Here is a 22,530-nt window from a genome sequence, read left to right on the forward strand (position 1 = left end):
TCTAGCATCATATTATATCTTAATTAAAATAATACACTCTTTTTTTAAAACTGTAAATAACCTGTTACTATACACTTACGCTGAAAATGATAAATATGCACACTAACAGACTTAAGAAATACAAAATAGCAGCATTAATAGTTGCAGCAGGAGTAGGCAGTAGATGCAGTTCTACGATTCCTAAGCAGTATACAGAACTTGTAGGTAAATCTGTTTTATTTCATACAATTAAAAGATTTCTGACTAACCAATATATAGATCACATAAGAATAGCAATTAATAGAGACCATGAAAACTTCTATGAGAAAGCTATATCACTAATTACAGACACTAAATTACTAAGTCCAATATATGGAGGAGAAAACAGGCAAAGTTCAGTTAAACTAGGGCTTGAAAGCTTACAAAAAGTTAACCCAGATTTTGTAGTTATACACGATGCTTGTAGGCCTTTTGTGTCAAATGTTCTGATAGATAATTTGGCTCAGTCCATGATTAATGATCAATATACAGGAGTAGTTCCAGCAATAGATGTTGAAGATACTATGTCATTGGTAAGTAATAATTTCATTGAATCTACAATTTCAAGGGAAAAACTTAGAGCCATACAAACTCCTCAAATTTTTAACTTTAAAGAACTATTATCATGTCACCAATCAACCAAAGAATTTACTGATGATTCATCGCTAATGATAGAGCACAAAAAGCGCGTTGTGATTATTAAAGGTGAAAAAAGCAATTTTAAGTTAACCACAAAAGAAGATATCAATATGGCAAAACTCCTTTTTGAAGAGCCAAAATTTCGTGTCGGAACCGGTTATGATATACATAAGTTCATTAAAGTTCAAAATGGTGCTGAAAGCTTTATAAAAATTTGCGGTGTGAAAATTGAACACAACATGGCAATAGAAGCGCACTCTGATGGTGATGTTGCAATACATGCAATCGTTGATGCAATACTCGGAGCACTGGGATATGGCGACATAGGAGAGCACTTTCCTCCTAGTTCCTCTGAATGGAAAGATTGCAATTCATCTCACTTTCTTGACTTTGCTGCTAAAAAAGCAAAAGAAAAAGGGTACAGCGTGTCTAATTTAGATATTACTATAGTTTGTGAAGAGCCTAAAATATCGCCTTACAAAGTAGAAATGAAGAAATTCATATCAAAAGCATTAGAAATTGATGATGAATTTGTAAATATCAAAGCAACCACTGCAGAGAAATTAGGTTATATTGGAAGAAATGAAGGAATAGCAGTGCATGCTTCTGTGTTATTGCATACAAACTTTTATTGGAAATAGAAACGAAAAAACTTACTTGACACCCTTCGCCAGCCCCCTTATCATGAAACTGAAGCTATTTATTTATCTTCTCTGTACAGATTAAATGACAAAAAAACTCAACGTATTTGGCGTCTCATGTTTAATTTTTTGCACTATGTGCACCTTATGTCTTTATCAAATTTCTAGCTATACAAGCTAAAATGCGCTTATAAAGCATTTAAAACATCAAAAAACGCCAACTTAAAAAATGGATAGTGAGTAATTAGCTACCCTAGGTTTTCTTTGCCTTTTTTTCTGTTTAGTAAATTTCTTAATGTTTATAATTTAGATTAGTTGCGGCTTAAAAGCAGATGAATCGCGGTTATTAAACGTTTAGAATAAAAAAACGCCATACTTGAAAGTATAATGTAAGTAACTAGCCAACCACGGGGCTTCTTTTGCCTTTTTTTTCGTTTGGTAAATTTCTTAAACATTTATGGCTAAACGACAACCGTCATCCCGCTACGTGTTAGCGGGATCTAGAGATACCGCGGCGGCATGACGTAGGACTGCTGTCATTCAAGTAGCTGACGCTGGAATCCAGCCTTGCTGTAATCTCATCAAGAACGTTGTGTTTTAACATAAGATCAGCCACTTTTATGCTTACCAACTTAATAAAATTCCTGGATCCAAGTAGTCAGGCTACTCGGATGACACCTTCATAAAGTGAAATGAGATCCCGCTAACAAGCAGCGGGATGACGAGAAAGGGGCTACTCGGATGACACCCTCATAAAGTAAAATGAGATCCCGCTAACAAGCAGCGGAATGACGGGAAAAGAGGTGCTGGGATGACACCTTCACAAAGTGAAATGAGATCCCGCTAACAAGCAGCGGGATGACGGGAAAAGAGGTGCTAGAATGACACCGTTTACTATGTAACATCTCATCATATCACAATGTTCGTACAGTTGTGGCGGTATGACGTAGAAAAACTGTTAACTTAAATCTATATTGACATGTCCCATTTTACGCTTATCCCTAACCTCTTTTTTCCCATATATGGTTAAACTAGCTTTTTCGTTGCTCAAATACTTATGAGAATCATATATATCATTACCTATTATATTTTTCGTCATACAAGGAAAGCGTAATACTACTTCCTGCATAGGTAGCCCGCATATTATCCTAACCAGTTGTTCAAATTGACTAACGTTACATGCATCCAAGCTCCAGTGGCAAGAATTGTGAGGTCTGGGAGCTAGTTCATTAACTAACAATTCGTTATCCTTAGTAACAAAAAATTCAATAGCCAGAATTCCTATTACATCAAGCGCATTTGCTATTTTCTTTGCAGCTCGTTGTACCTCTTGAGTTAATTTACTATCTATTTTAGCTGGCACTGTTGAAGTATCAAGTATTCCATCAACGTGGTAATTTTCTGCTATAGGAAAAAAAGCTACTTTACCGTTTTTATCTCTTGCAACGACTATTGAAACCTCTTTCAGTAAATCAACACTTGCTTCAAGAATGTACTCTGTATTCCAATCAAAGGAAGCAAATTGCTTCACTTCAGAATCATTCTCAAGCACATATTGCCCTTTTCCATCATAACCCATTTCTGTTGTTTTCAGCCTTGTTGGATAGCCAAAAGCTCTACTGCTTTTCAGTAGCTCATTATAATTTTGTATACTCTTATAGTTAGCAGTTTTTATACCCAAGTTTTTAATAAAATCCTTTTCTCTCAGTCTGTTCTGCGAAATGTGTAACGCTTTTTTACCCGGATAAAAATTTACATCGATATCAATTGCACTACATGGAATATTTTCAGACTCAATAGTAACTAAATCCACACTCTGTGCAAAAGATTCAAGAGCTTTCTTATCAGAGAAATCTGCTATTGTGAAATCATCAGCAACAGAGCAAGCCGGATCGTCTTTAGCACTGGCAAAAACATGTGTTTTTTGTCCAAGTTTTGTTGCAGCGATAGCAGTCATTTTACCTAATTGTCCACCACCTATTATTCCTATTACTTTTTTGCTAAGCGCATCTGGTTCATTCATACTATAAATTGATACTTCCTAATTAAAGTATACTTGAAAAATCTATGAAAAAAGTATATAATTAAGATACTATTTTCTTATCATGAATATTTTATAATGATAGAATACACACTAACTACCAACTTTGTTGAAGTTACAGTTTTACCAATTTATATTGAAGAGCAATCCATTCCTTATGAAAATTGCTATGTATGGATGTATAACGTTAAGATAAAAAACAAAAGCCAATCAACTATTCAATTGTTAAGTCGTCATTGGCAAATAATAGATTATAAGGGAAAAGTAAATGAAATTGCCGGAGTTGGTGTTATCGGAGAACAACCTGTGATAAAATCTGGAGAGGTATTTAAATACACAAGTGGAACATACTTAAATGTACCGTCAGGAATAATGCAGGGTAAGTATGAATTTCTGAATGAAGAAAGCATAAAAGTTTTTGAAGTTATGATACCACCCTTTTCTTTGGATAGTCCATACATCAAAACTAGACCCCATTAACTGTCAAAATAGTTTATTTGTAACCAGACTGCATTCTGTGATTTTTAGCAAAGCACGATACACAATCGTCATCCCGCTACTTGTTAGCGGGATCTATGCTAAGATACCGCGAATGAATCGCGGTATGACGGTTCGTGGCGGTTATGACGTGTTAGCTATAGCTATCTTCAAAAATATGGTTGAATAATTGTTAATAATAGTGTATAATTATTAATATTTTCAAGCATTTTTGCCATGGCTCTTTCAAAATTTCTCGATCCTCGCAATGATTTGTGTTTCAAAAAAATCTTTGGAACGGAAAAAAATAAGAATATCCTGATCCACTTTTTGAACGATATTTTAGGGTTTACTGAGATAAATGCAATACAAGAAGTTGAGTTTCTTAGCACTATTATGGATCCCGAAGTTGCCTCTGATAAACAAAGTATTGTTGATGTTCTCTGCAAGGATTCTCACGGAAATAGATATATAGCAGAAATGGTGCGACCTGAAAGCCTTCGGTCATATTGTTTAAAAGGAGAGGAATTCATTCAGAAAGAAACTGAAAGGATTCTAAAGCTTATTGAACCAGATGTTTTGCCATCTGAGTCTACGCATCAGTGCGAATTGGGTAACCAGTTGGTGCCGAGCGACGCGGACAATGAACCTCCTCTTGATAAAGAAGATGCTCAATCGTGAGAGAAAGCATAAACTACAAGCATCATGTGGTTGGAGGGCTAGGCTTAGTGGTATGGTGAACGTAAGTGAAGCTTCATAAGTATCGTAACGATTAAAGAGCTAAAGATGCTGATAAGCTCCGACCAAAAGGTAATGTGGATGAGTTACATTTTTCATTTCTGGATGTACGCAAATAATAATTCCACCGGTATAGAGAAGCCACCTAACCCACTATTGTATGACAAAAGGAACAGGATAAGCCTGTATTTTCGCCTATATGGCAGGCAACCCGCAAGGAATGCTGATGGATGTGCAGGTAAAGGATAATGGAGAAAGCGAATGCCATTTTGTAACGAAATGGATAGAATTTGTAACATTAATTCGCGTGAAAACGAGCAGACTTCCATTTGGTCCCTCATGACAAGAAACTTTGTTAACCACTTAAGGTAGGAAAGCAGATGATTACAAGTACAACTGTAAGTGCACCTACCAATAACTCCGAAGCATGGAACCAGTTACCCTGGAAGAAATGCCAAAAAGTTGTTATGAGGCTACAGAGGCGTATTGTTAAGGCTGTCCAACAAGGCAGATGGGGTAAGGTGAAAACTTTACAACACCTTCTCACACGCTCTTTTAGCGGCAAAGCTTTGGCGGTTAAGAGAGTAACTGAAAACCAAGGAAAAAACACAGCAGGTGTAGATCGTCAAATATGGTCAACTTGCAACACAAAATTTCAAGGAATAAAGCTATTAAAACAAAGAGGATACAAACCTTCTCCGCTAAAACGGATATACATCAGTAAGTCTAATGGCAAAAGAAGACCTCTTGGAATCCCTACGATAAAAGATAGAGCCATGCAAGCATTATACTTGTTTGCTTTGGAACCGATAGCTGAAACGATCAGTGATCGTCACTCTTATGGTTTTAGACCAAAAAGATCCTGCGCAGACGCTACTGTGGCTTGTCACTTGTTACTGGCAAGCCGTAACCAACTACAATGGATACTCGAAGGTGATATTAAAGGGTGTTTTGATAACATTAACCATGAATGGCTCATGAAGCATATTCCTATGGAGAAGAAAATTCTTCATAGCTGGTTAAAAGCTGGCTTCCTAGAATCAAAAACTCTGTATTCCACAACTGCAGGTACCCCACAAGGTAGTATCATCTCTCCAATACTAGCAAATCTAGCCCTAAATGGACTTGAAAAATCATTGGAAAGTCAATTTGGTAAACTTGGCAGTAAAAGAAGAAGCAAAATCAGAAGTGGAGTAAATGTAATCAGGTACGCAGATGACTTTATCATTTCAGGAATCACACGTGAAGTACTGGAAAATGAAGTAAAACCTCTAGTATCGTCCTTTCTTCAGGAGAGAGGTCTTATCCTTTCCGAAGAGAAAACAAAAATTACATCTATTACAACAGGGTTTGACTTTCTTGGTTGTAATGTACGCAGGTATAATAAGAAGTTAATTATAAAACCTTCAAAAGAAAGTATTAAGAAACTTCTTAATAAAGCACGTACATTGATAAAGGCAAACATAGCGAACACTCAGGCCGTACTAATCAAGTTGCTCAATTCCCTATTAAGGGGATGGGGAAATTACTACAGCCATGTGTGTGCGAAAAGAGCTTTTAACAAAATAGACCATGAAATTATGTGTGCTCTATGGAAATGGGCAAAGAAAAGACATCCTCGTAAAGGATTACGTTGGATAAAGAATCGTTACTTCAAGGTAATGAAACAACGCCAATGGGTCTTTGCTGCACCCATATGCAAGAACAAACCGAAAGAGATAAGGTATTTAAGACTGCTTAGGTTGATTGATATACCTATCAGACGACATGTTAAAATCAGGGCGGATGCAAATCCACTTGACTTAAAATGGAAAAAGTATTTTGATGAAAGAGTGAAACAAACAAAAATGTTAGCAAGCTCTTTCTCAAGAGAAGGTTCTCTACTGTTGGTGTCACCATTAAGAATGATGTTTTCTGAGGAATCATGAAGGACAAGCCGGTTCGAGAAAAGAAGGACTTAGATAAGGGGCTCAAGCGTAGTGTGGGGAAACCTGCATGCTGCGTTTCTAAGGGAGGGAGTAGTAGCAATACTACTTCCTTACCTAACCAGCTCGCTAAAACTAAGGGCTTTGAAAAACGTGCTCAATACTATGCTGCTAAAGCCTATTCAAGACAGGCTGACAAAGGCGATCAATATCATGACCTTAAGGAAATTATCTTTATTGCTATAGCAGACTGTATTTTATTTCCTGATAAGTCTGAGTATAAGTCAAAGCATACCATTCGCGATGAAGATACTAATGAACATGATCTAAAAGATTTTTACTTTATATTTATTGAGTTGCCTAAATTTCCAAAAACCAAAGAAGATCAGCTTTCAAGTATTGTTGAGAAATGGGTCTACTTCTTTAAATATGCAGATGAGACTAGTGAAGAAGAGCTGGAAAAAATAATAGGTAGTGATCTAATAATTAAAAAGGCCTATGAAGAACTAAATAGGTTCAACTGGTCAGAAAAAGAATTTATTGCCTATGAACAGGAAATAAAACGTATTCTTGATGAACAGGCTGTCCTTGCTCAAAAACTTGATGATGCTACTGCAAAAGGCATCCTCATCGGACATGAAAAAGGCAGAAAAGAGAGGGAAATTGAAGTTGCAAAGAATCTACTTAAAGCAGGAGTTTCTATTGATATCATAGCTCAAACTACTGGTCTTACAGCTAATGAAATTAAAGACTTAAGCTCTTTGGATGTTTAGATGAACATCTTTGTACTAGATGAAAACCCAGAGATTGCGGCAAAAATGTTATGTGATAAGCATATAGTAAAAATGCTATTAGAAACTGCTCAGTTACTGAGTAATGTTTTTTCAATAGCATTAAAAGTGCCAAATCCTTTAGTCAGCATCACAGACCAGAATATAGAAGTTCCATATAAACTTACTCACAAAAACCACCCTTGTTCTCTATGGGCTAGACAATCCAAAGGGAACTTTTTCTGGTTAATAAAATACGGAAGGGAGCTGTGCAAAGAGTATACTTGGCGATATAAAAGAAAACATAGATCAGAAGAAGTTATAGATTGGTGTGATAGTAATAAGAATTTGCTTGTTTTTCAATCAACCGATATAAAGCCTTTTGTACAGGCGTTACCAGATCAATATAAGTCTAGTCATTCAGTAAAAGCTTACAGAGAGTACTACCTAAAAGAAAAGATGAGGTTTGCTAAGTGGGAAAAGGGTAGAGAAGTACCGGATTGGTTGCTAAGCAGAATCGTACGTCTGAAAAGCCGCAAATAAAAAGAACGCCTTAATTAGTAGAGAGGAAGGTGCAAAAAAACTAAAACATCTTCTCACTTTAACTCTTAATTAGATTTGAGGTAAATCATTAAAATCTCCACTCTTTTAACTGAGTCTGATAAAATTTAAAAACGGCAGTTTATTGAATACTTTACATGATTAAACCATTAAAACTCTTCAATTTTACTGAATTGATGGTAATTTCAAGGTATTTGCTGCTCAAATTTAGATACATGCTAATTTCTCTATTATAAATACTTAAATTATAAACTATTTACTCTTTAATTTTGGTTATTAGTACTGCGATCCAGAGGTATTCCAACATCACTCACTTCAGAAGAGCAAAGTACTCTGATAATCTGGAATTTCAAAGTAAGGTCTCGATATTACTTCTTTTATAACCTAACGAAAATCTGAGTTCAGAACATAAAACCAGTCCCTTAATATAACTACTTTGCTGTTCCCTTACTATCATTTACAAAGAAGCCCTTATATTTTTCTACTAAATCTGGTCTTTTCTTCATCTATATCTCCTTCTACACCTAGAACTCTATTCGCCAATTCCCTATTCTCTAGAGAAATAAGTAATGCTCTATATCACCGTCAGAAATTAATCTGCCGCACCGAGAACTGATAGACCTTTTTATCTTTCCCATTATCTCTTTTCTTGGGGTGAGTAAAACAATATATTTTTCCACATAGTTATAAGCTGGGAACCATAAAAACAGCTTCATGATCAGCCATTTTAAAAGTTCGATCAAGTTCAATATTCCTAAGCGTTGTACTTGCCTTATATGAACAATAACATCCCAATGTAAGGAAAGTTAATGCAGTCAAAGCAAGTGAAATAGATATTCCTAAATGAGACATTGTTAAACTTGTGCCAACAGCAAATACTCCAGATAATATAAGAGAAGCAGAGGCATAAATTATTTGCTTTCTACTCTGAGCTCTTGCTTCTGAGAATTGAGATTTTACTGCTGAACTTTGTTCAGAGACTCGAGATAGGTTGCTAGTCCTTTTACTATAACCTTGTTTTACATTAACACCCACAGACTCAGTGGCAACTTTTGAATCCATCTCATCCTGGATTGATATATCAATATTTTCCGGCTGTTCATTAGCTAGAATAAGCTCATCATGCAAATTTTTTACAGAGCAAAAATGTGAGGGATCGATACTAAAGCTTTCTTCAATGCCTTCTAATCGTTTATTCTCTTCCTTTAATCGTTCTATATTTCCTCGTAATATACTATTTTCTAATAGCAATTCCTCACATTGTTTCCCTTTTGCATCTATCTCTTGTTCCAGCTTTACTAGTTTAATTTCATAGTCTTTACATAACTCAGCTTTTCCTTCCGGTATATCTGCATCCTCCACTTGTATACACGAATCTTCGGTTTCTCTTTTTGTCTTTTCCGCTCTTAACAAATACTCATAATCATCTTCTAACCCATTTATTTTTTGCATTAATCGTTGATTGTTCTCATTCAGCCCATTTATAACTTCCTGCATCTTTTCTTTTTTATTAAATAGCAATTCCTTTTCTTCTTTCGCTGTAGCAAGTTTTTCCTTAAGTTCATCATTTTCTGCTAGAAAATCTTTATTCTCTTTTTCAAGTTTATCTACTTTTTTCTCTAACTCTTGAACACTGTTATTTAAGGATTCATTCATCTTTTCCAATCCCTTCAATTTTTGTTCAAGATACATGCTTTTAGAATCACTTTGTGGTAATCTTGTACCAATATTTACGAGAATTTCTCCTACAAAATCCATAAACTTTTTGAAATGTCTCTCATGAACTATCACTTCTTCACTTAGTGTAGTATTACCCAGCTTTTCCACAATTTCTTGGATTTTTTTTAAACTATTGGATAATAGCTCCATTCGTTCAACAATTTTAGTTACTTCACTTACGTTCAATTCATCACTCAGATCTGCATTACTAGTATAATTCTCACCAGTGGTAACTAGGTTAGATGGATTGGCAGGTTTAATCGGGGTACTCGTATCAACAGAAGCTCCAAATGGCATAAACAGTGCACTTCGGCTGCTCTTAATCGATCTACCTAGTGAAGGTATATCACTATTATAAAGTGTTCTATCACCACTAGAGGCAACTTGCTCTTGTCTATAATTTGTAGAAGTTCCTGTTGGACTAGTACCATTTTTCTGATCTTCTCTACTGCTTTCATTCGTAAAGCGCTTCACTCCCATTACCCTCCTAACATTCTCTCCAAGTTCTTCTCTTTCGATTATAATACGAGATTCATTTTTTTCATAGTTAATTTTATCATATAATTGTTCACATTCTTTGTAGGACAATATTGGTTGTAGCGTCTTCTTCTTTACTTCTTCATCGTAGAAAGCTCTCAGCTTATCATTTGATAATATTGCTATAGCTTCTTTTACATCAGGATGCAATTGAGAATGCCCATTTTTGCATGAATGAACACGGTTCAGTAGAAAAATCTTAACAGAGTGTTGCTTGTATTCCATAATTTCCTCTAATGTAATTCCCATAACTTTTTCTTGTGATTCTATGTATCCTAGAGCTTCTTCAAAGTCTTGTCTGTTAGAGGTGAGAGGTTGAGCTTTTTTTAACTTTTTGATCTCACTATCTTTTGGATGCACACCATTAACTTCAATAACAGGGATAACACTTGCAGAGTCAATCGCATTTAACACAATACTACAATCATCTTGATTTTTTAGGAAAGCTTTTAGCTGTTTTTTAAAGTTCAATAAATTACTTAATTTATCTTCATTAGTTTTAGATTTTTTGATTTGATCATAAACGTTTCTGGCTGCTTGGTTATTCTCTTTATCAGTCCTTATTTTACTTTCTAACTTACCAAGGAGTTTGCTCAGTGGTTTTTTAAGTTTCTTATAATCGTTAACAAGCAGTTCTCTTATCCGTCTTTCAAAATCTCCTTTTTCTTTGAATCTCAAAACAGTATATAGATCATCTTCAGCCCTCTGCTGATCGGATTTTGTATTTACAACCATAACCTTACCTAACACTAACAGATACTGCTGAACAGAACTTAAGGGCGAAGTTAAAACACACTTAGTTAAAGTCATAAGCACTTCTCCAATTAATCTTACTAATATTCTTCTGGAAAACAACATATCTACTGACCTTATTCTTGGGAATATAAATAGAAAAAGTGCATCACCTATAGTCTCCAGAAAACCTGGTGTTAGCTGTCAAATTAAGATTTCTAGAAAATACTCAATAATTCCAGACAGATTTCTCTAGGCCTGACCAGAACGTTTGGGTATCAAATAGGTCTTTCTGGAGTAATTAGGTGTTGTAACTTAGTTACAAATTTAGTACCATAGCGTTGTTTTCATGATATAGGGAGGTTTAAATGCCAATAGAAACAAAACGTCAGGCTGAAGTGCTTAAAAAGCTACAAGATGTGATAAAACATACAGATCGTGACATTGCGGCTGGAAGAAAGTTAGCTATTAAAAGGTGGGTCGAGACCTATATAGAGTATATCAAACTTTTTAAGGATGATAAGCTGGAATTCTTATATAATGTTTTTCGAGATGAAGGTTGTTGGTTAGGTACAAGGTTAAATAATACTGTTTTAGGTCAGAAATTGACTGAAGAGAAAATAGGAGAAATCGATAACCCACTACCAAGGTATGGTATGGCATCTAGGTACTGTATAACGGGCAAGATAGGTGATTTTTTCAACAAACAGTTTGTACTCTCTAGAGGTCAATTTACTTCAGAAGAGGTAGATAGTCAAGGTAATCCGATCAGTGATCAATATGTAAGAAACATTCTGCTATCATCCATGAAGAGAAATGGTCCTGTGTTTGATTTCTGGATCGATAGAGAATCTGGGGAATTAAAGAAGTATGATGCAGTAGAAGGTTTTGACAGTGCTGTAAAACTTAAGTGGAGCGAAGGGGTAGAGTATTTTTATAATCAGTTAGAGGAAAAAGATAAGGAGAAGAAGCTTACAGAAGCTATTGTTGCTCTTTCTCGTCCTCAATCTGTTAAGAAAGACGCTCCTATTTTAGATTTTTGTGTAAGGAATATAGGCGATAAAGATACTCTTTTACAGAAATTATTGCAGAAAGATAAGGGAGTATATTCCCTTCTTGCTGAATTAATAGAGTCATGTTTTTTTGATACGGTTCATGATTTGGTACAGTGCTGGTGTTATAAAGGCGTTTCAGCAGGAGGAGACTGTTCGGACAAGATATTCTCACAGCAAGACTATGAACTTTTTCTTTATTCACTTTCAAATGTGATGTTGAAAAATCCTGAGTTAAGTGTTCAAGCTAGATCCCTTATTATGGAGATTTGGAAATGTGAACGCTTTGCTGAATACAGAGAGACCTCTGTTAATACTTCTAATTATACAGTTCCTATAAAGAGTGTACTTGGGGGATTAATCATTAATTGGAAACGAGAAGATGTTTGTAAGCCCGATAGGAAAATAGAGAAAGAAGAAATATTAGATATGATTTCATTTGCCAAAGGTTGCTTTCCTGAAAAGTTTGACCTTTTTAAAGAAGTCATGATAGAAAATCTTAGAATATGTGGTAGGGAAGGAAAGAGGAAAGGTGTAGATTACGGCAAGTTTGCAGAAGAGTTATTTCTTCAGTTAGAGAAAGTAACTTTACCTTCTGTAGGTGATGGTCCTTGGAATAATTTGCGGTCTCAATCTAAGGTATCTTTGCCACTTGATGGTTCTGGTGATGGCCCACAGTCTGAGTTTGAAGCTCCTAGTGTGAGTGGTATTTCTGGTTCTCATAAGAAAAGAAGAATCTAGTCTACTCATTAATGTGAGTGGTTTTTCTGGTCTTAGCAAATAGAGAGGTGCTTTGTGTCTTTAATAAGAAGTTTAGTGGATGGAGATCTTGATGGTTTTAGACAAGAGTTTGAATCCTTTTTAGATCAATGTCCATTTTTCTTGTATCATGTAAGTACAGGACGTTTCCTTCCTGTATTCTTTTTCAGTATGTTTGCTACTGCTCATGATGCTAATATCTTAAAAGCAAATGAGAGAGTGTATTTTCGTTTTGATAATCATGGTATTGATACAGGTGGTAGAAATAGAAATACAGGGAACCTAAAAGTCGCTGTTTATCGTGACGGACAGCAAGTTGTCAGATGCTACAGTATTTCTGATCGTCTTAATAGTGATGGGTTAAGGTTCAGTACAAGGGAAAGAAATGCTCTAGTGCGAGAGATTAGAGGGCAAAATCCAAATTTAAGGGAAGAAGACCTAAATTTTGAGCAATACAAAGTATGCATGCATGGAAAGGGCAAGAGTCAGGGAGAGGCGATTGCAACAGTATTCGAGGTGATTCGTGAAAAAGATTCTCAAGGTAGAGATAGATTTGCTAAATATTCAGCGTCTGAGATTAGCCTTCTTAGGCATATAGAACGCAATAGGCTTAATGGGATTAATGCGCCTGCGCCACGCAGTTTGTTGACAGTTAAGGAAATAGGAAGTATATGACTCAATCAAGATCAGAGAGTACAGCTTGGTCATTTGGTCAATTTTGTGCAAGTTGCACCGGGTCAGCAAGGGATTTTCAGTTTTATGGAAGTGCTAGCAAGTAACCAAAGAATAAATATAGAACGTGGAATAAATGAAGGAATTTTGCCATACATAACTCGAATCTATCGTAGTTACCTAGGCAGCCTACAAAATGACATTCAAAATCGCAGTCAAAAGTTTGAGAGTCACGGATTTTTCTTAGGTTTGTTGGCAAATTTTATTCATCTCTACACAATAGATATTGACCTTGACTTGTCTCCTGGAAATTCATATGTTGCTTTTCTTATATGTCATCAGGCAGAGAGAGAAAACATTCCTATCGTTATTAATGTTACTAGATGGAGGACATCGTCTGATATTGCATTAAACCGCGCTAGAGCTGATGCTAAAAGATTACATGCTTCTTCATTTATATCTATTCACACTGAATCAAGAAATGCTGTTTGTATTGGATTAAATTTTAATCTGAATATAGATCCTTTTAGTATTGATACAGTAGAGTTTTTAGAGAATAGATTTCCTTTGGTACAAAGATTATTTGAGTGTTTGGAGGATGAAGGAATTAGAGAAAATATTAGAGATTTCTTGCTTCAACATCTTCCTAACGAAATACCAAGAAATGCAGAGAATTATAACAGAATATTTGATTGCATAACTGGTTTTGCTTTTGGGAATAGTATTTTAGAAGAGTTCAGATTAGTAAACGCAGTTCAACAACGTGTAAGAAAGTATATATTTAGATATGGTGATGAGAATCATGCTTTAACCATGGTCTTCCATACTCAAGGTTCTGATATAGTTATACTTCATATTAGAGATAACAACGCTGTACAACAAGGAGCCATCAATTTACAAGATCTTAATGTTGACGGAAATAATGTTCATGTACGGGAAGTTTCATGCACACTTAATAATCAACTTGGCCTTAATATTCATACAGATAACCTTGGTTTATATCACAATTACCAAAATAATAATGCAAATAATTTTCTTGGTGGTAATCTTGTGCAAGTGCCTAATGCTGGAAATGTGCATAATGCTTTAAATCAAGTTATGAATGATGGCTGGCAAGATAGATTTCAGCATCAAGAATTATTTAGAAACATTTCTGCAGTATTAATGCCAGAAGATACGCATGGCAATATGATAATAGATGTAAATAGCAAAGATAAGTTTCGCTCTATACTACATGGTACATTTTATGCTAGTGATAATCCTTATAAAGTGCTTGCTATGTATAAAGTTGGTCAAACATATAGTTTAAAAAGGTGGCAGGAAGAAGAAGGAGAAAGGGTAATACTTACAAGAGTTACAGAACAGAGACTAGGTCTTCTATTATTAAGACAACCTACAGCAGATACTCACCCAATTGGATATGTATTAGGATTTGCTGATAATGCAGAAGAAGTAGAACAGGAGCAAGACGAGGCAAGGTACAAAATAACAGAATTGATGAGCAAACAAAGGGGATATTTGCCTATTACTTCTGGAAATGAGGTGGTTTTGTCTTATGCTGTATTTAATAGAGGTGCACAGAGAGCAGAAGACTTTATATCTCTTCCACAACAAGCAGTGTATGTACATAGACTTGATCGTCGTGGTCATGACTCAAGACCAGAAGTATTAGTGGGACCTGAAAGTGTTATTGATGAAAATCCACCAGAAAATCTATTGTCAGATCAAACTCGTGAAAATTTCAGGCGCTTTTACATGGAAAAAAGACCAGGACAGAACTCGATTTTTTTGCTTGATATAGATGATAATCTGCACGTTCCATTTAGTTACTTGCAAGGTACTAGAGCACAGGCAATAGAAACATTAAGGTCAAGAATAAGGGGAGGTGGTACTTCTACAGCACAAGGAATATTACAACAAATAAACACTATCCTTCGTAGAAACAACGCTCGTGAAATAGAAGATGTGCATAATCTACTTGCACTAGACTTTGCAACAGAAAATCAAAATTTCCGTTATTGGCTACAAACTCATGACATGTTTTTCGCTGCACGACAATATACTTTCCATGATGATCGATCTAATCCAACTAATGATCGTCATGATTTTGCAATAACTTCAGTAGGAGTCGATGGAAATCAAAATGATCCAACAGGTAGGGACTTATTAAGTAGTAACATAGATAACTTTAAACAAAAAGTAGATTCGGGTGAAAAAGATAGATTAACTGCTATTATTAATGTAGGTAATCGTCATTGGGTTACATTAGTTATTGTCCACCAAAATGGAAATTATTATGGGTATTATGCTGATTCACTTGGTCCAGATAGTCGTATTGACAATAATATTCGAGGAGCTTTAAGAGAATGTGATATTAGCGATGATAATGTCCATGATGTTTCCGTTCATCAGCAAACAGATGGCCATAATTGTGGCATATGGGCATACGAAAATGCTAGGGATATTAACCAAGCTATTGATCAAGCTTTACAGGGAAATAGTAACTTTGGAGAGAAAGGTGAAGGTATTATAGGTTATATACGTGGTCTTCTTAGTGCAGGAATTGGAAATGACACTAGACAACCTCAAAGAAATGAACAATACTTTAGAAATCGGAGAAGAAATATTTCACAATTATTCCAAAATGATTCTCTATCTTCTCCTAGGGGTAGATTGATTCAAGGTCGTCCAGGAATTCAACATGAAATTGATCCATTACTATTACAATTTTTAGAACTCCAATATCCACAGCGTGGAGGTGGGGGAGCATTGCAATTAGGCGGAGAAAGAGTGATATCAATTGATTTTGGTCCGCAATCTGTATTGGATGAAATTGATGGAGTGAATAGAGTTTATGATCATAGCAATGGTAGAGGCAGTAGGTAGAGGTTAATAGGTGAATGAAGTATTTCTTTACTCCATATTTACGCGTTGGTTGTAATGGGTCTTTTAATTTATTTCTGCATATTTTTTTTGGGGGGTTGTTTATTAACAATAATATAGAAGATATTAATAAAGCTTTTGTCCGTAAAGCACATTCATGAGAGCGATATTTTCTTAAAATCAGCTAGCTTTAGATGCTGAAGTTGTGTACCGTTTAGAATAACTTCCTTAATTTTGGATATAAAATAATTTAAACGTAAGATCCACTGTAAAAGATAAGATTTAATTTGGAAGAAAAATTGATGTGATTAGAACTTGACCTTACATAGTGTAGGAATATTTTTTATAAAAAGAACAATATCCATTTGAAATGTAAAATTATCATAAATTTTTCTTTTTGTTCTCAAATGAATTACTATTAATTTAGTATTATATATTGCTAATAACTTAAATAATCCAACCATTTCCAGCAACAAAAAACGCTACCCGTGAGAACATTTTTCTTTGGGATGGGATGGTCTACCATATGTACCATACGAACTTTTTAATATAACAATTTAACTATACGCTAAAACTAGCTATATTAGCCCATTTCATCCATATCTACATACGAACTTTTTTGCCTAAGCTTATTGAAATAATTTAAATCTTCTATTTTTATAACCTTATTTTTACGCGGCTTGTTCTCACAAATATACGACCTTTTTTGCAATCTTAGGAAGAGTCAATAATTCAATTCCTTATAACACTAGCTAGCATGGTATCTTCACTAAAATATTTTTTTAAAAAGTTAGTTGACTTATAAATAATTCTCTACTAATACTAGCATATGTTTGTTTATTCTGCTGAAGTGGCTCCGCAGGTTACTGTATAAGCTTCAGCAGTTTTTGTACTCCTTTAAAGCATCATATTCCTATATATTAAATATAGCTGGTGTTCTCAATTTTGTTGATCTATAGTAAAATTGGCTAAAACTTCCAGTAATAAACAACTTTTAACCTAGCAGTACTCACCATAAAAACTTAACAAAAATATGAGTAGTAAAAAAATTATGTTGAAATTAACTTGACACATACTACACATTCTATATAATATATTCTATATCTAGAGCTAGGAGGTAATATGGATACAGGGTCAGTAAAATATATTGCAGAACCTATCAGTGAACAAAGCAAACACACTGATGAGCAAAAACTGAAGTGTGACCTAAGTGCTGGACAAGAGTTTTCAGAAATAGGTAGCCCAAAAACAGAAGCAACTGGATTACCAGTAGATAGTTATTATGAATTCATTAAGCGAGATTTATTTTCGGCTGATAGAAGTTTGATAGATGATAAAAAATACTTAGAGGATTTAATAGATGAGTGGCTTATTCATGCACCTAACTTAGGACTGGAAGAGAGTCAAAAAAAGTTAAATCAAAAATTACTCAATAGTATTATAAAAGATTTTAATATGGGAAATTATGACTCATTTTCAAATCTTAAGCAGTTTTTAGAAAGTAACGAGAAAAATAAAGACCTGAAGTACGTTCTTAATTTAAAAAGAGGGCATCTAGGAACAACAATATTGAACGTGTTTCTCGAATACGACGAAATTATTCCTTCTCTTCTCAAAGCTGGTGCTGATCTAAATATGCAGGATAATAAAGGTAAAACACTTTTGCATGATACTGCTATTTATTCTAGTGGATATGAAGATCTTGGGTATCTCTTAGATGCAAAAGCTGATCCAAATATACAAGATGAAAAAGGTAACACACCTTTACACTATTATGCTGCTAAGTGTAGTGATCAAAGCAGAAAAACTATGGATTTGCTCATAAGCAAAGGAGCTGATTTAAGCATAAAAAATAACGATGGAAAAACTCCACTGCAAGTTGCAATTGATAATGACAACATTATAGGATGTTTATTAACTAATAGTCAAAAAAAATTAAGAGAGCAACTAGGTAAAATGCTTCTCGCTACAAGTTCTGATGAAGATTGGGATAATGCTTATGATCCAGAGGTTGAAAATCTAAGAAAGTTTTTAAATCAATATGAAAATGACAACGACTTAAAGATAGTTTTAAATGTTAAGGATGATAGTTCAGTACTTCTTGATTCGCCATCTCGTCAATTTCCTAATGTAAAAGCCTTGCTCTTAAAAGCAGGAGCAGCTGATTTTATAGGTAAAAAACAAGACAATTATGAAAAATGCGATAGTTTTTTATCAGAGATTTATCAAATAAATTACCTTGCTAAACGCAATGAGTTTTTAAGTAAGGTAGTAAAAGCTAAAAGCATGATTGAATTACAAGAAGTTGTAAATGAGATTATAGCTTCTGGAATGAGATTAAATTTTGCTAAAGACAAAGATTATTACTTTGCAGATCACGTACTAGAAAAAATTGCTCAGATAGAAGGAAGCTATGGAATTGCCAGTGATATAGTATGTACATTAATATCAAGAGGAGCAAAGTTAAAAAGGTCAGAAAGTTTAAAAGTCATTGATACAATAGAATTAAAGTTCAAAGCTCATAAGGCTAATATGATCAGTGCTCATTTAGAGTATGTTAGTAATGCTGAGGAATTTTTTAGAATTGCAAAGGCTGCTACCAGCGGTCAACTATATGATGGAAAAATCGATAATAATGTATTTTACTTAGAATACTCAGAGGATAGTATAATAGATGTTGCAAGAATCACAAATAGAACAAGAAATCTGGAACTAATTCAGGAATCATATAGAAGGGATATAATAAAAATTGGCAAAAGTAAGATGGAAATTATAACCGAAAACGGCATAAGGTATTACACAGATCTTACAGAAGGCAGCGATATAGTATTAACTTTCTATACTAGTTTGGGAAATATAGACCTTAGACTGTATCCTGACATACAGGATAAAAGCAAGATTATAGTAGAAGTGAGTAATAGAGAAGAAATATTAGAAAAATTCAAAGGTCGCGAAGAAGAGTTAGGCAATGATTGCGCGCTCGGTGGCTACTCGGTCTACAATGCTATTGAACAGGGATATTTTGAAAGGTCTAGAAAATTAATGCGTCCTGAAGTAATAAGCGAGTCTAACAACAAATGGACAGAACGTGAAGAGTTAAGAAGGGATTCTATGGAGGAAATTGCTAGAAGGCATAAGTTATTACAAGATTTACGCAATATTGAGTCTAATATTGTACAAAAGGAGAAGAATTTTGACATAAAAACTTACCTGATAGACATCTTTAAAACTTTATCTAGGTTCTATGAAGAAAAAGGGGATATTTCTAAAACAGACTTAGCTAAAGCAGCAGAAAAGGAAAGTAAAAAATTGGGGTTAGAAGGTAAATACAACTGGAGTAAGATTTTTGGTTTAGAGGAAGAAATTATTGAAAAGGTAGAAAAACAAGGTGATAAAGAGCAAAAATCAAACATACCTGATGACTTCTATTTAGGGCACACAATCAATAATGGAAGCTGTTTTTTTGATTCATTCAGGCAAAGTCTAGAACAACAGAAGGGAATCAAAGTTACTGTAGAGCAGTTAAGGAATGAGTGTAAGAGATTTGCGCAAGACAATCCTCCAGAGTGGTTTATAAGTAAAATTGGCAATGACTTTGATGAGGTTGAAAGTGAGCTCGTAAATCGTGGAATTACGTGTAACCAATATATCAATAGCATTGGAAAGAATGAATTTTGGGGACGTTCCGATATCGAGGGCAGAGTACTTTGTGATAAGTATGGTGTGAAATTGCATGTTGCAGAAAGTAACCCATTGCACACTATTGATAAGCAACAAGATCCGTTCTTGCATCAGTTAATAGATAGCTCAGGATCAAAAGCAGGTAAGATAGATTATAGTCACAATAGTGCCTTACATATGGTAAATGGAGGCCATGATCATTTTCAACCCCTACTTTATAGAAATAAGGCCTTGGCAAAACAAACGCAAGAACAAAAAGATTCCTTATGCTATTCAAGCTTGCCAAGCTGTAGTATGGATGAGTTAAAAATAGAAAAAGCCAACATAAGGCACTGCTTGTAAGTAGACCATAGCTTTGTATATGACTTGTGACACAACAATGAAGGGGAAAGTTTATTTATTAAGTTAAAAAAGAAATTATTTTACTTAAAAAACTTACTTAGTGCTTATGAATTTTCAAGTACACTTTCAGATTCAAAGAGGCTATAGATTGCTCGACATGTACTACTTCGTGGAGTTGTGTGCTGAAGTTTAGAGTATTGCTTTTTTTGATGTTTACAGAATTTTCCTCCAAATCTACTATTAAAATATGCAGTTAAAGTTGGATACATTTTTTATCACTATTGCATCTGATATGCTAAAATCTTCATTATTTATATTGATATTTTCGCATAATTGATTCTGTAACATTGACTTACTTTTCTATATCAATTTCAACATCTTTTTGTGTGGCCCTTTTCTGTTGCTTTTATAAATCAAGACCATAGAATTTCTCCCTTTGCTCACTCCACAGCATCGGTATTTCTTTTAAATCAACTAACTTCAAACCCCTTGGCTGCCTCCCATTTACTATGTCTTCTTTTATCTTTGGTGCTAAATAATTCAACCTTAAAATCTGCTGTATACGTCTTGCACCTATATTAATTTTGGCACTCAGCTCTTTTATACTTCCATATTTTCCCTCTTCTAGTTGCCGTTTCCACAGATGGGCTCTTACCACTGCTTTCAGTAACGCATTGTTCGTTTTTCCTTCAGGTTCCATTACTACACATTTGTTTCCTTTCTTCTTTATTGGTATAAATTCTATCTTATCCTCTGAACTCACTTCTATTCCATCTCCTTTTACCATTACTCCTTTTATTAACTTTTTCACTACTTCTTTCTGCTTTCCAAAACTTAAATTTTTCCACTCTTCTTCGGTCTTTTCTTTCCAATTTTCATATAGCTGCTCTGTCTTCCTCATTACTTCTTTTTCCACTTCTCCAGCTACTATTGTTCGATTCACTGATTCACAATTTTTTCCCCTTAAATGATTATTGCATACGTAGTATCGATACCTTTTATTTTCCTTTTTTGCATACGTCAGCGTCATATTTACATCACAGCTCTTGCACTTAATTATTCCCCTAAGCAAAGCTTCCTCATATTTTGCTTTTTTATATGGTTGATTCCTTATCAATTCCTGCGCTTTTTGCCATTTTTCTTCTTCTATTATCGCCTCATGCTTTCCCTCATACTGTTTGTCATAATGTCTTATCTTTCCCATGTATATTGGATTTGTTATTATTCTTCTCACTGTTGCTTTTTTAAAAATATCTGATTTTGCTTTTGTTCGATATCCTTCTCTGTTCAACTCCCTTGCCAACTCTGCCATTGACTTCAGCTCTACATACCTTTCAAATATATGCTTCACTGTCTTTGCTTCTTTTTCATTTATTATTAATTCTTTATCTTTTACATCATACCCAAGCGGTAAAGTTCCACCCATCCATAACCCTTGTTCTTTCGATGTTGCTATTTTATTTTTTACTCTCTCTACTATCATTTCTCTTTCTAGTTGTGCCGCCCCTGATAGCACTGTTTGTACAAATTTTCCCATTGGCGTATTATTGTCGAATATTTGTGTTACTGCTACAAAACTTATCCGGTGCCTTCTAAAAAATGATGTTACTTCTATGCAGTCCTTTGTTTCTCTTGATAACCTATCTAGCGTATATACTACTACACAGTCGACTTCTCCTACCTTTACATCTTCAAACAATTCCTTTATCGCTGGTCTATTCAAATTACTCCCTGAGAACCCTCCATCATCGTACTTTTTTGCCAATGCTACCCACCCTTCTCGGCTTTTTATATACTTCTCACATACTACTCGCTGTGCATCTAAACTATTAAACTTTTGTTCTAGCCCGTCTTCATTTGATTTTCTCGTATATATCGCGCATCTTACCTCTTTCAGCATTCTTTCTCCTTATCTCTCATTCCAAATAGGAGCGGTCCATTATAACTCATTCCCATTATTTTGCCGGCTACTGCTGATAATGACGTATAAAACTCTTCTTTATAGATTAAACCCTTATCTGTTACCATTACCGCATGCGTCTCTTCCCCTCTTTCTAATATTAGCTCTGTTCCCTCTACTGGCAGTTTATCGCTACTTATCCTTTTTCCCTTCTCTAGTCGATCTGCCAGGTATTCTAGTCTTTTTGCCCCTTTTCTTGATATTTCTCCGTACGCTTTTTCCTGCATTCTATAAGCTAATCTTGGTATCAGGTATTTCTTTGAGTATCTAGGCGCTCCTTCTCCATATACCTTTTTCCATATTTTCCTCACCTCTTCCAACGCTTTTTTCTCTAAATTCATTACTTTCTTTTCTATTTCTTCCTTTCTTTCCATATTTTCAGC

The 22,530-nt window shown here is 34.7% G+C and carries 12 protein-coding genes and 2 pseudogenes; 10 read left to right on the top strand and 4 right to left on the bottom strand.

Features of this window, described 5'->3' with window-relative positions; genetic code table 11:
• Nucleotides 1-86 precede the first annotated feature (86 nt).
• Entirely contained in the window at nucleotides 87-1,298 is a 1,212-nt protein-coding gene (locus tag EA652_RS05035; protein WP_007549062.1) for a bifunctional 2-C-methyl-D-erythritol 4-phosphate cytidylyltransferase/2-C-methyl-D-erythritol 2,4-cyclodiphosphate synthase, read from the top strand.
• 958 nt (nucleotides 1,299-2,256) lie between these two features.
• On the opposite strand, the gene EA652_RS05040 is transcribed toward EA652_RS05035, so the two are convergent.
• Nucleotides 2,257-3,321 (bottom strand): 5-(carboxyamino)imidazole ribonucleotide synthase, encoded by a 1,065-nt coding sequence (locus tag EA652_RS05040; protein WP_007549063.1) that lies wholly within the window; start codon nucleotides 3,319-3,321, stop codon nucleotides 2,257-2,259.
• Nucleotides 3,322-3,417: 96 nt separating this feature from the next.
• On the opposite strand from EA652_RS05040, the gene apaG reads away from it, so the two are divergent.
• From apaG to EA652_RS05070, 6 genes and pseudogenes are all read left to right on the top strand, one after another.
• On the top strand, nucleotides 3,418-3,819 hold the full coding sequence (gene apaG, locus EA652_RS05045; protein WP_007549064.1) for a Co2+/Mg2+ efflux protein ApaG: 402 nt from the start codon (nucleotides 3,418-3,420) through the stop codon (nucleotides 3,817-3,819).
• Nucleotides 3,820-4,053: 234 nt separating this feature from the next.
• Nucleotides 4,054-4,299, top strand: a pseudogene (locus EA652_RS07485) (PD-(D/E)XK nuclease family transposase); the annotation flags it as partial.
• Nucleotides 4,300-4,753: 454 nt separating this feature from the next.
• The gene (locus EA652_RS07050) at nucleotides 4,754-4,897 is read left to right on the top strand and encodes a hypothetical protein (protein ID WP_173862902.1); all 144 of its coding nucleotides are present in this window, start codon (nucleotides 4,754-4,756) and stop codon (nucleotides 4,895-4,897) included.
• A 37-nt stretch (nucleotides 4,898-4,934) separates the two neighbouring features.
• Nucleotides 4,935-6,482, top strand: a complete 1,548-nt coding sequence (ltrA, locus tag EA652_RS05060; protein ID WP_006280223.1) for a group II intron reverse transcriptase/maturase — start codon at nucleotides 4,935-4,937, stop codon at nucleotides 6,480-6,482.
• The gene (locus tag EA652_RS05065) at nucleotides 6,479-7,252 is read left to right on the top strand and encodes an Rpn family recombination-promoting nuclease/putative transposase (protein ID WP_007550849.1); all 774 of its coding nucleotides are present in this window, start codon (nucleotides 6,479-6,481) and stop codon (nucleotides 7,250-7,252) included. The genes ltrA and EA652_RS05065 overlap by 4 nt, the downstream gene beginning before the upstream one ends.
• Nucleotides 7,253-7,792, top strand: coding sequence for a pyrimidine dimer DNA glycosylase/endonuclease V (locus EA652_RS05070; RefSeq protein WP_010082266.1), 540 nt, complete (start codon nucleotides 7,253-7,255; stop codon nucleotides 7,790-7,792). It begins immediately after the preceding gene.
• A 702-nt stretch (nucleotides 7,793-8,494) separates the two neighbouring features.
• Here the strand turns inward: EA652_RS05070 and EA652_RS05075 are convergent.
• Complete coding sequence (locus tag EA652_RS05075) at nucleotides 8,495-10,924, bottom strand: TomO hydrophobic C-terminal domain-containing protein (protein WP_012673190.1); 2,430 nt, start codon at nucleotides 10,922-10,924, stop codon at nucleotides 8,495-8,497.
• A gap of 242 nt (nucleotides 10,925-11,166) precedes the next feature.
• On the opposite strand from EA652_RS05075, the gene cifA reads away from it, so the two are divergent.
• The 3 genes and pseudogenes from cifA to EA652_RS05090 all read left to right on the top strand — a co-directional run bounded on the left by cifA (nucleotide 11,167) and on the right by EA652_RS05090 (nucleotide 20,187).
• Nucleotides 11,167-12,591 (top strand): cytoplasmic incompatibility factor CifA, encoded by a 1,425-nt coding sequence (gene cifA, locus EA652_RS05080; protein WP_103412384.1) that lies wholly within the window; start codon nucleotides 11,167-11,169, stop codon nucleotides 12,589-12,591.
• Between the two features lie 75 nt (nucleotides 12,592-12,666).
• Nucleotides 12,667-16,167 (top strand): annotated as a pseudogene (cifB, locus tag EA652_RS05085) (cytoplasmic incompatibility factor CifB).
• Between the two features lie 1,119 nt (nucleotides 16,168-17,286).
• Nucleotides 17,287-20,187, top strand: a complete 2,901-nt coding sequence (locus EA652_RS05090; RefSeq protein WP_121692673.1) for an ankyrin repeat domain-containing protein — start codon at nucleotides 17,287-17,289, stop codon at nucleotides 20,185-20,187.
• 406 nt (nucleotides 20,188-20,593) lie between these two features.
• On the opposite strand, the gene EA652_RS05095 is transcribed toward EA652_RS05090, so the two are convergent.
• Nucleotides 20,594-22,087 (bottom strand): recombinase family protein, encoded by a 1,494-nt coding sequence (locus tag EA652_RS05095; protein WP_012673193.1) that lies wholly within the window; start codon nucleotides 22,085-22,087, stop codon nucleotides 20,594-20,596.
• Nucleotides 22,081-22,521 (bottom strand): DUF2924 domain-containing protein, encoded by a 441-nt coding sequence (locus EA652_RS05100; RefSeq protein ID WP_044471239.1) that lies wholly within the window; start codon nucleotides 22,519-22,521, stop codon nucleotides 22,081-22,083. Before EA652_RS05100 ends, EA652_RS05095 begins: the two co-directional genes overlap by 7 nt.
• Nucleotides 22,522-22,530: the final 9 nt, after the last annotated feature.

The organism is Wolbachia endosymbiont of Drosophila ananassae (assembly GCF_008033215.1).
GTDB classification, from domain to species: Bacteria; Pseudomonadota; Alphaproteobacteria; order Rickettsiales; family Anaplasmataceae; genus Wolbachia; species Wolbachia pipientis.

Coding starts and splice junctions, on each gene's coding strand:
- EA652_RS05035 (WP_007549062.1), top strand. CDS start 87: ATGATAAATATGCACACTAACAGACTTAAGAAATACAAAATAGCAGCA.
- EA652_RS05040 (WP_007549063.1), bottom strand. CDS start 3,321: ATGAATGAACCAGATGCGCTTAGCAAAAAAGTAATAGGAATAATAGGT.
- apaG (WP_007549064.1), top strand. CDS start 3,418: ATGATAGAATACACACTAACTACCAACTTTGTTGAAGTTACAGTTTTA.
- EA652_RS07050 (WP_173862902.1), top strand. CDS start 4,754: ATGGCAGGCAACCCGCAAGGAATGCTGATGGATGTGCAGGTAAAGGAT.
- ltrA (WP_006280223.1), top strand. CDS start 4,935: ATGATTACAAGTACAACTGTAAGTGCACCTACCAATAACTCCGAAGCA.
- EA652_RS05065 (WP_007550849.1), top strand. CDS start 6,479: ATGAAGGACAAGCCGGTTCGAGAAAAGAAGGACTTAGATAAGGGGCTC.
- EA652_RS05070 (WP_010082266.1), top strand. CDS start 7,253: ATGAACATCTTTGTACTAGATGAAAACCCAGAGATTGCGGCAAAAATG.
- EA652_RS05075 (WP_012673190.1), bottom strand. CDS start 10,924: ATGTTGTTTTCCAGAAGAATATTAGTAAGATTAATTGGAGAAGTGCTT.
- cifA (WP_103412384.1), top strand. CDS start 11,167: ATGCCAATAGAAACAAAACGTCAGGCTGAAGTGCTTAAAAAGCTACAA.
- EA652_RS05090 (WP_121692673.1), top strand. CDS start 17,287: ATGGATACAGGGTCAGTAAAATATATTGCAGAACCTATCAGTGAACAA.
- EA652_RS05095 (WP_012673193.1), bottom strand. CDS start 22,087: ATGCTGAAAGAGGTAAGATGCGCGATATATACGAGAAAATCAAATGAA.
- EA652_RS05100 (WP_044471239.1), bottom strand. CDS start 22,521: ATGGAAAGAAAGGAAGAAATAGAAAAGAAAGTAATGAATTTAGAGAAA.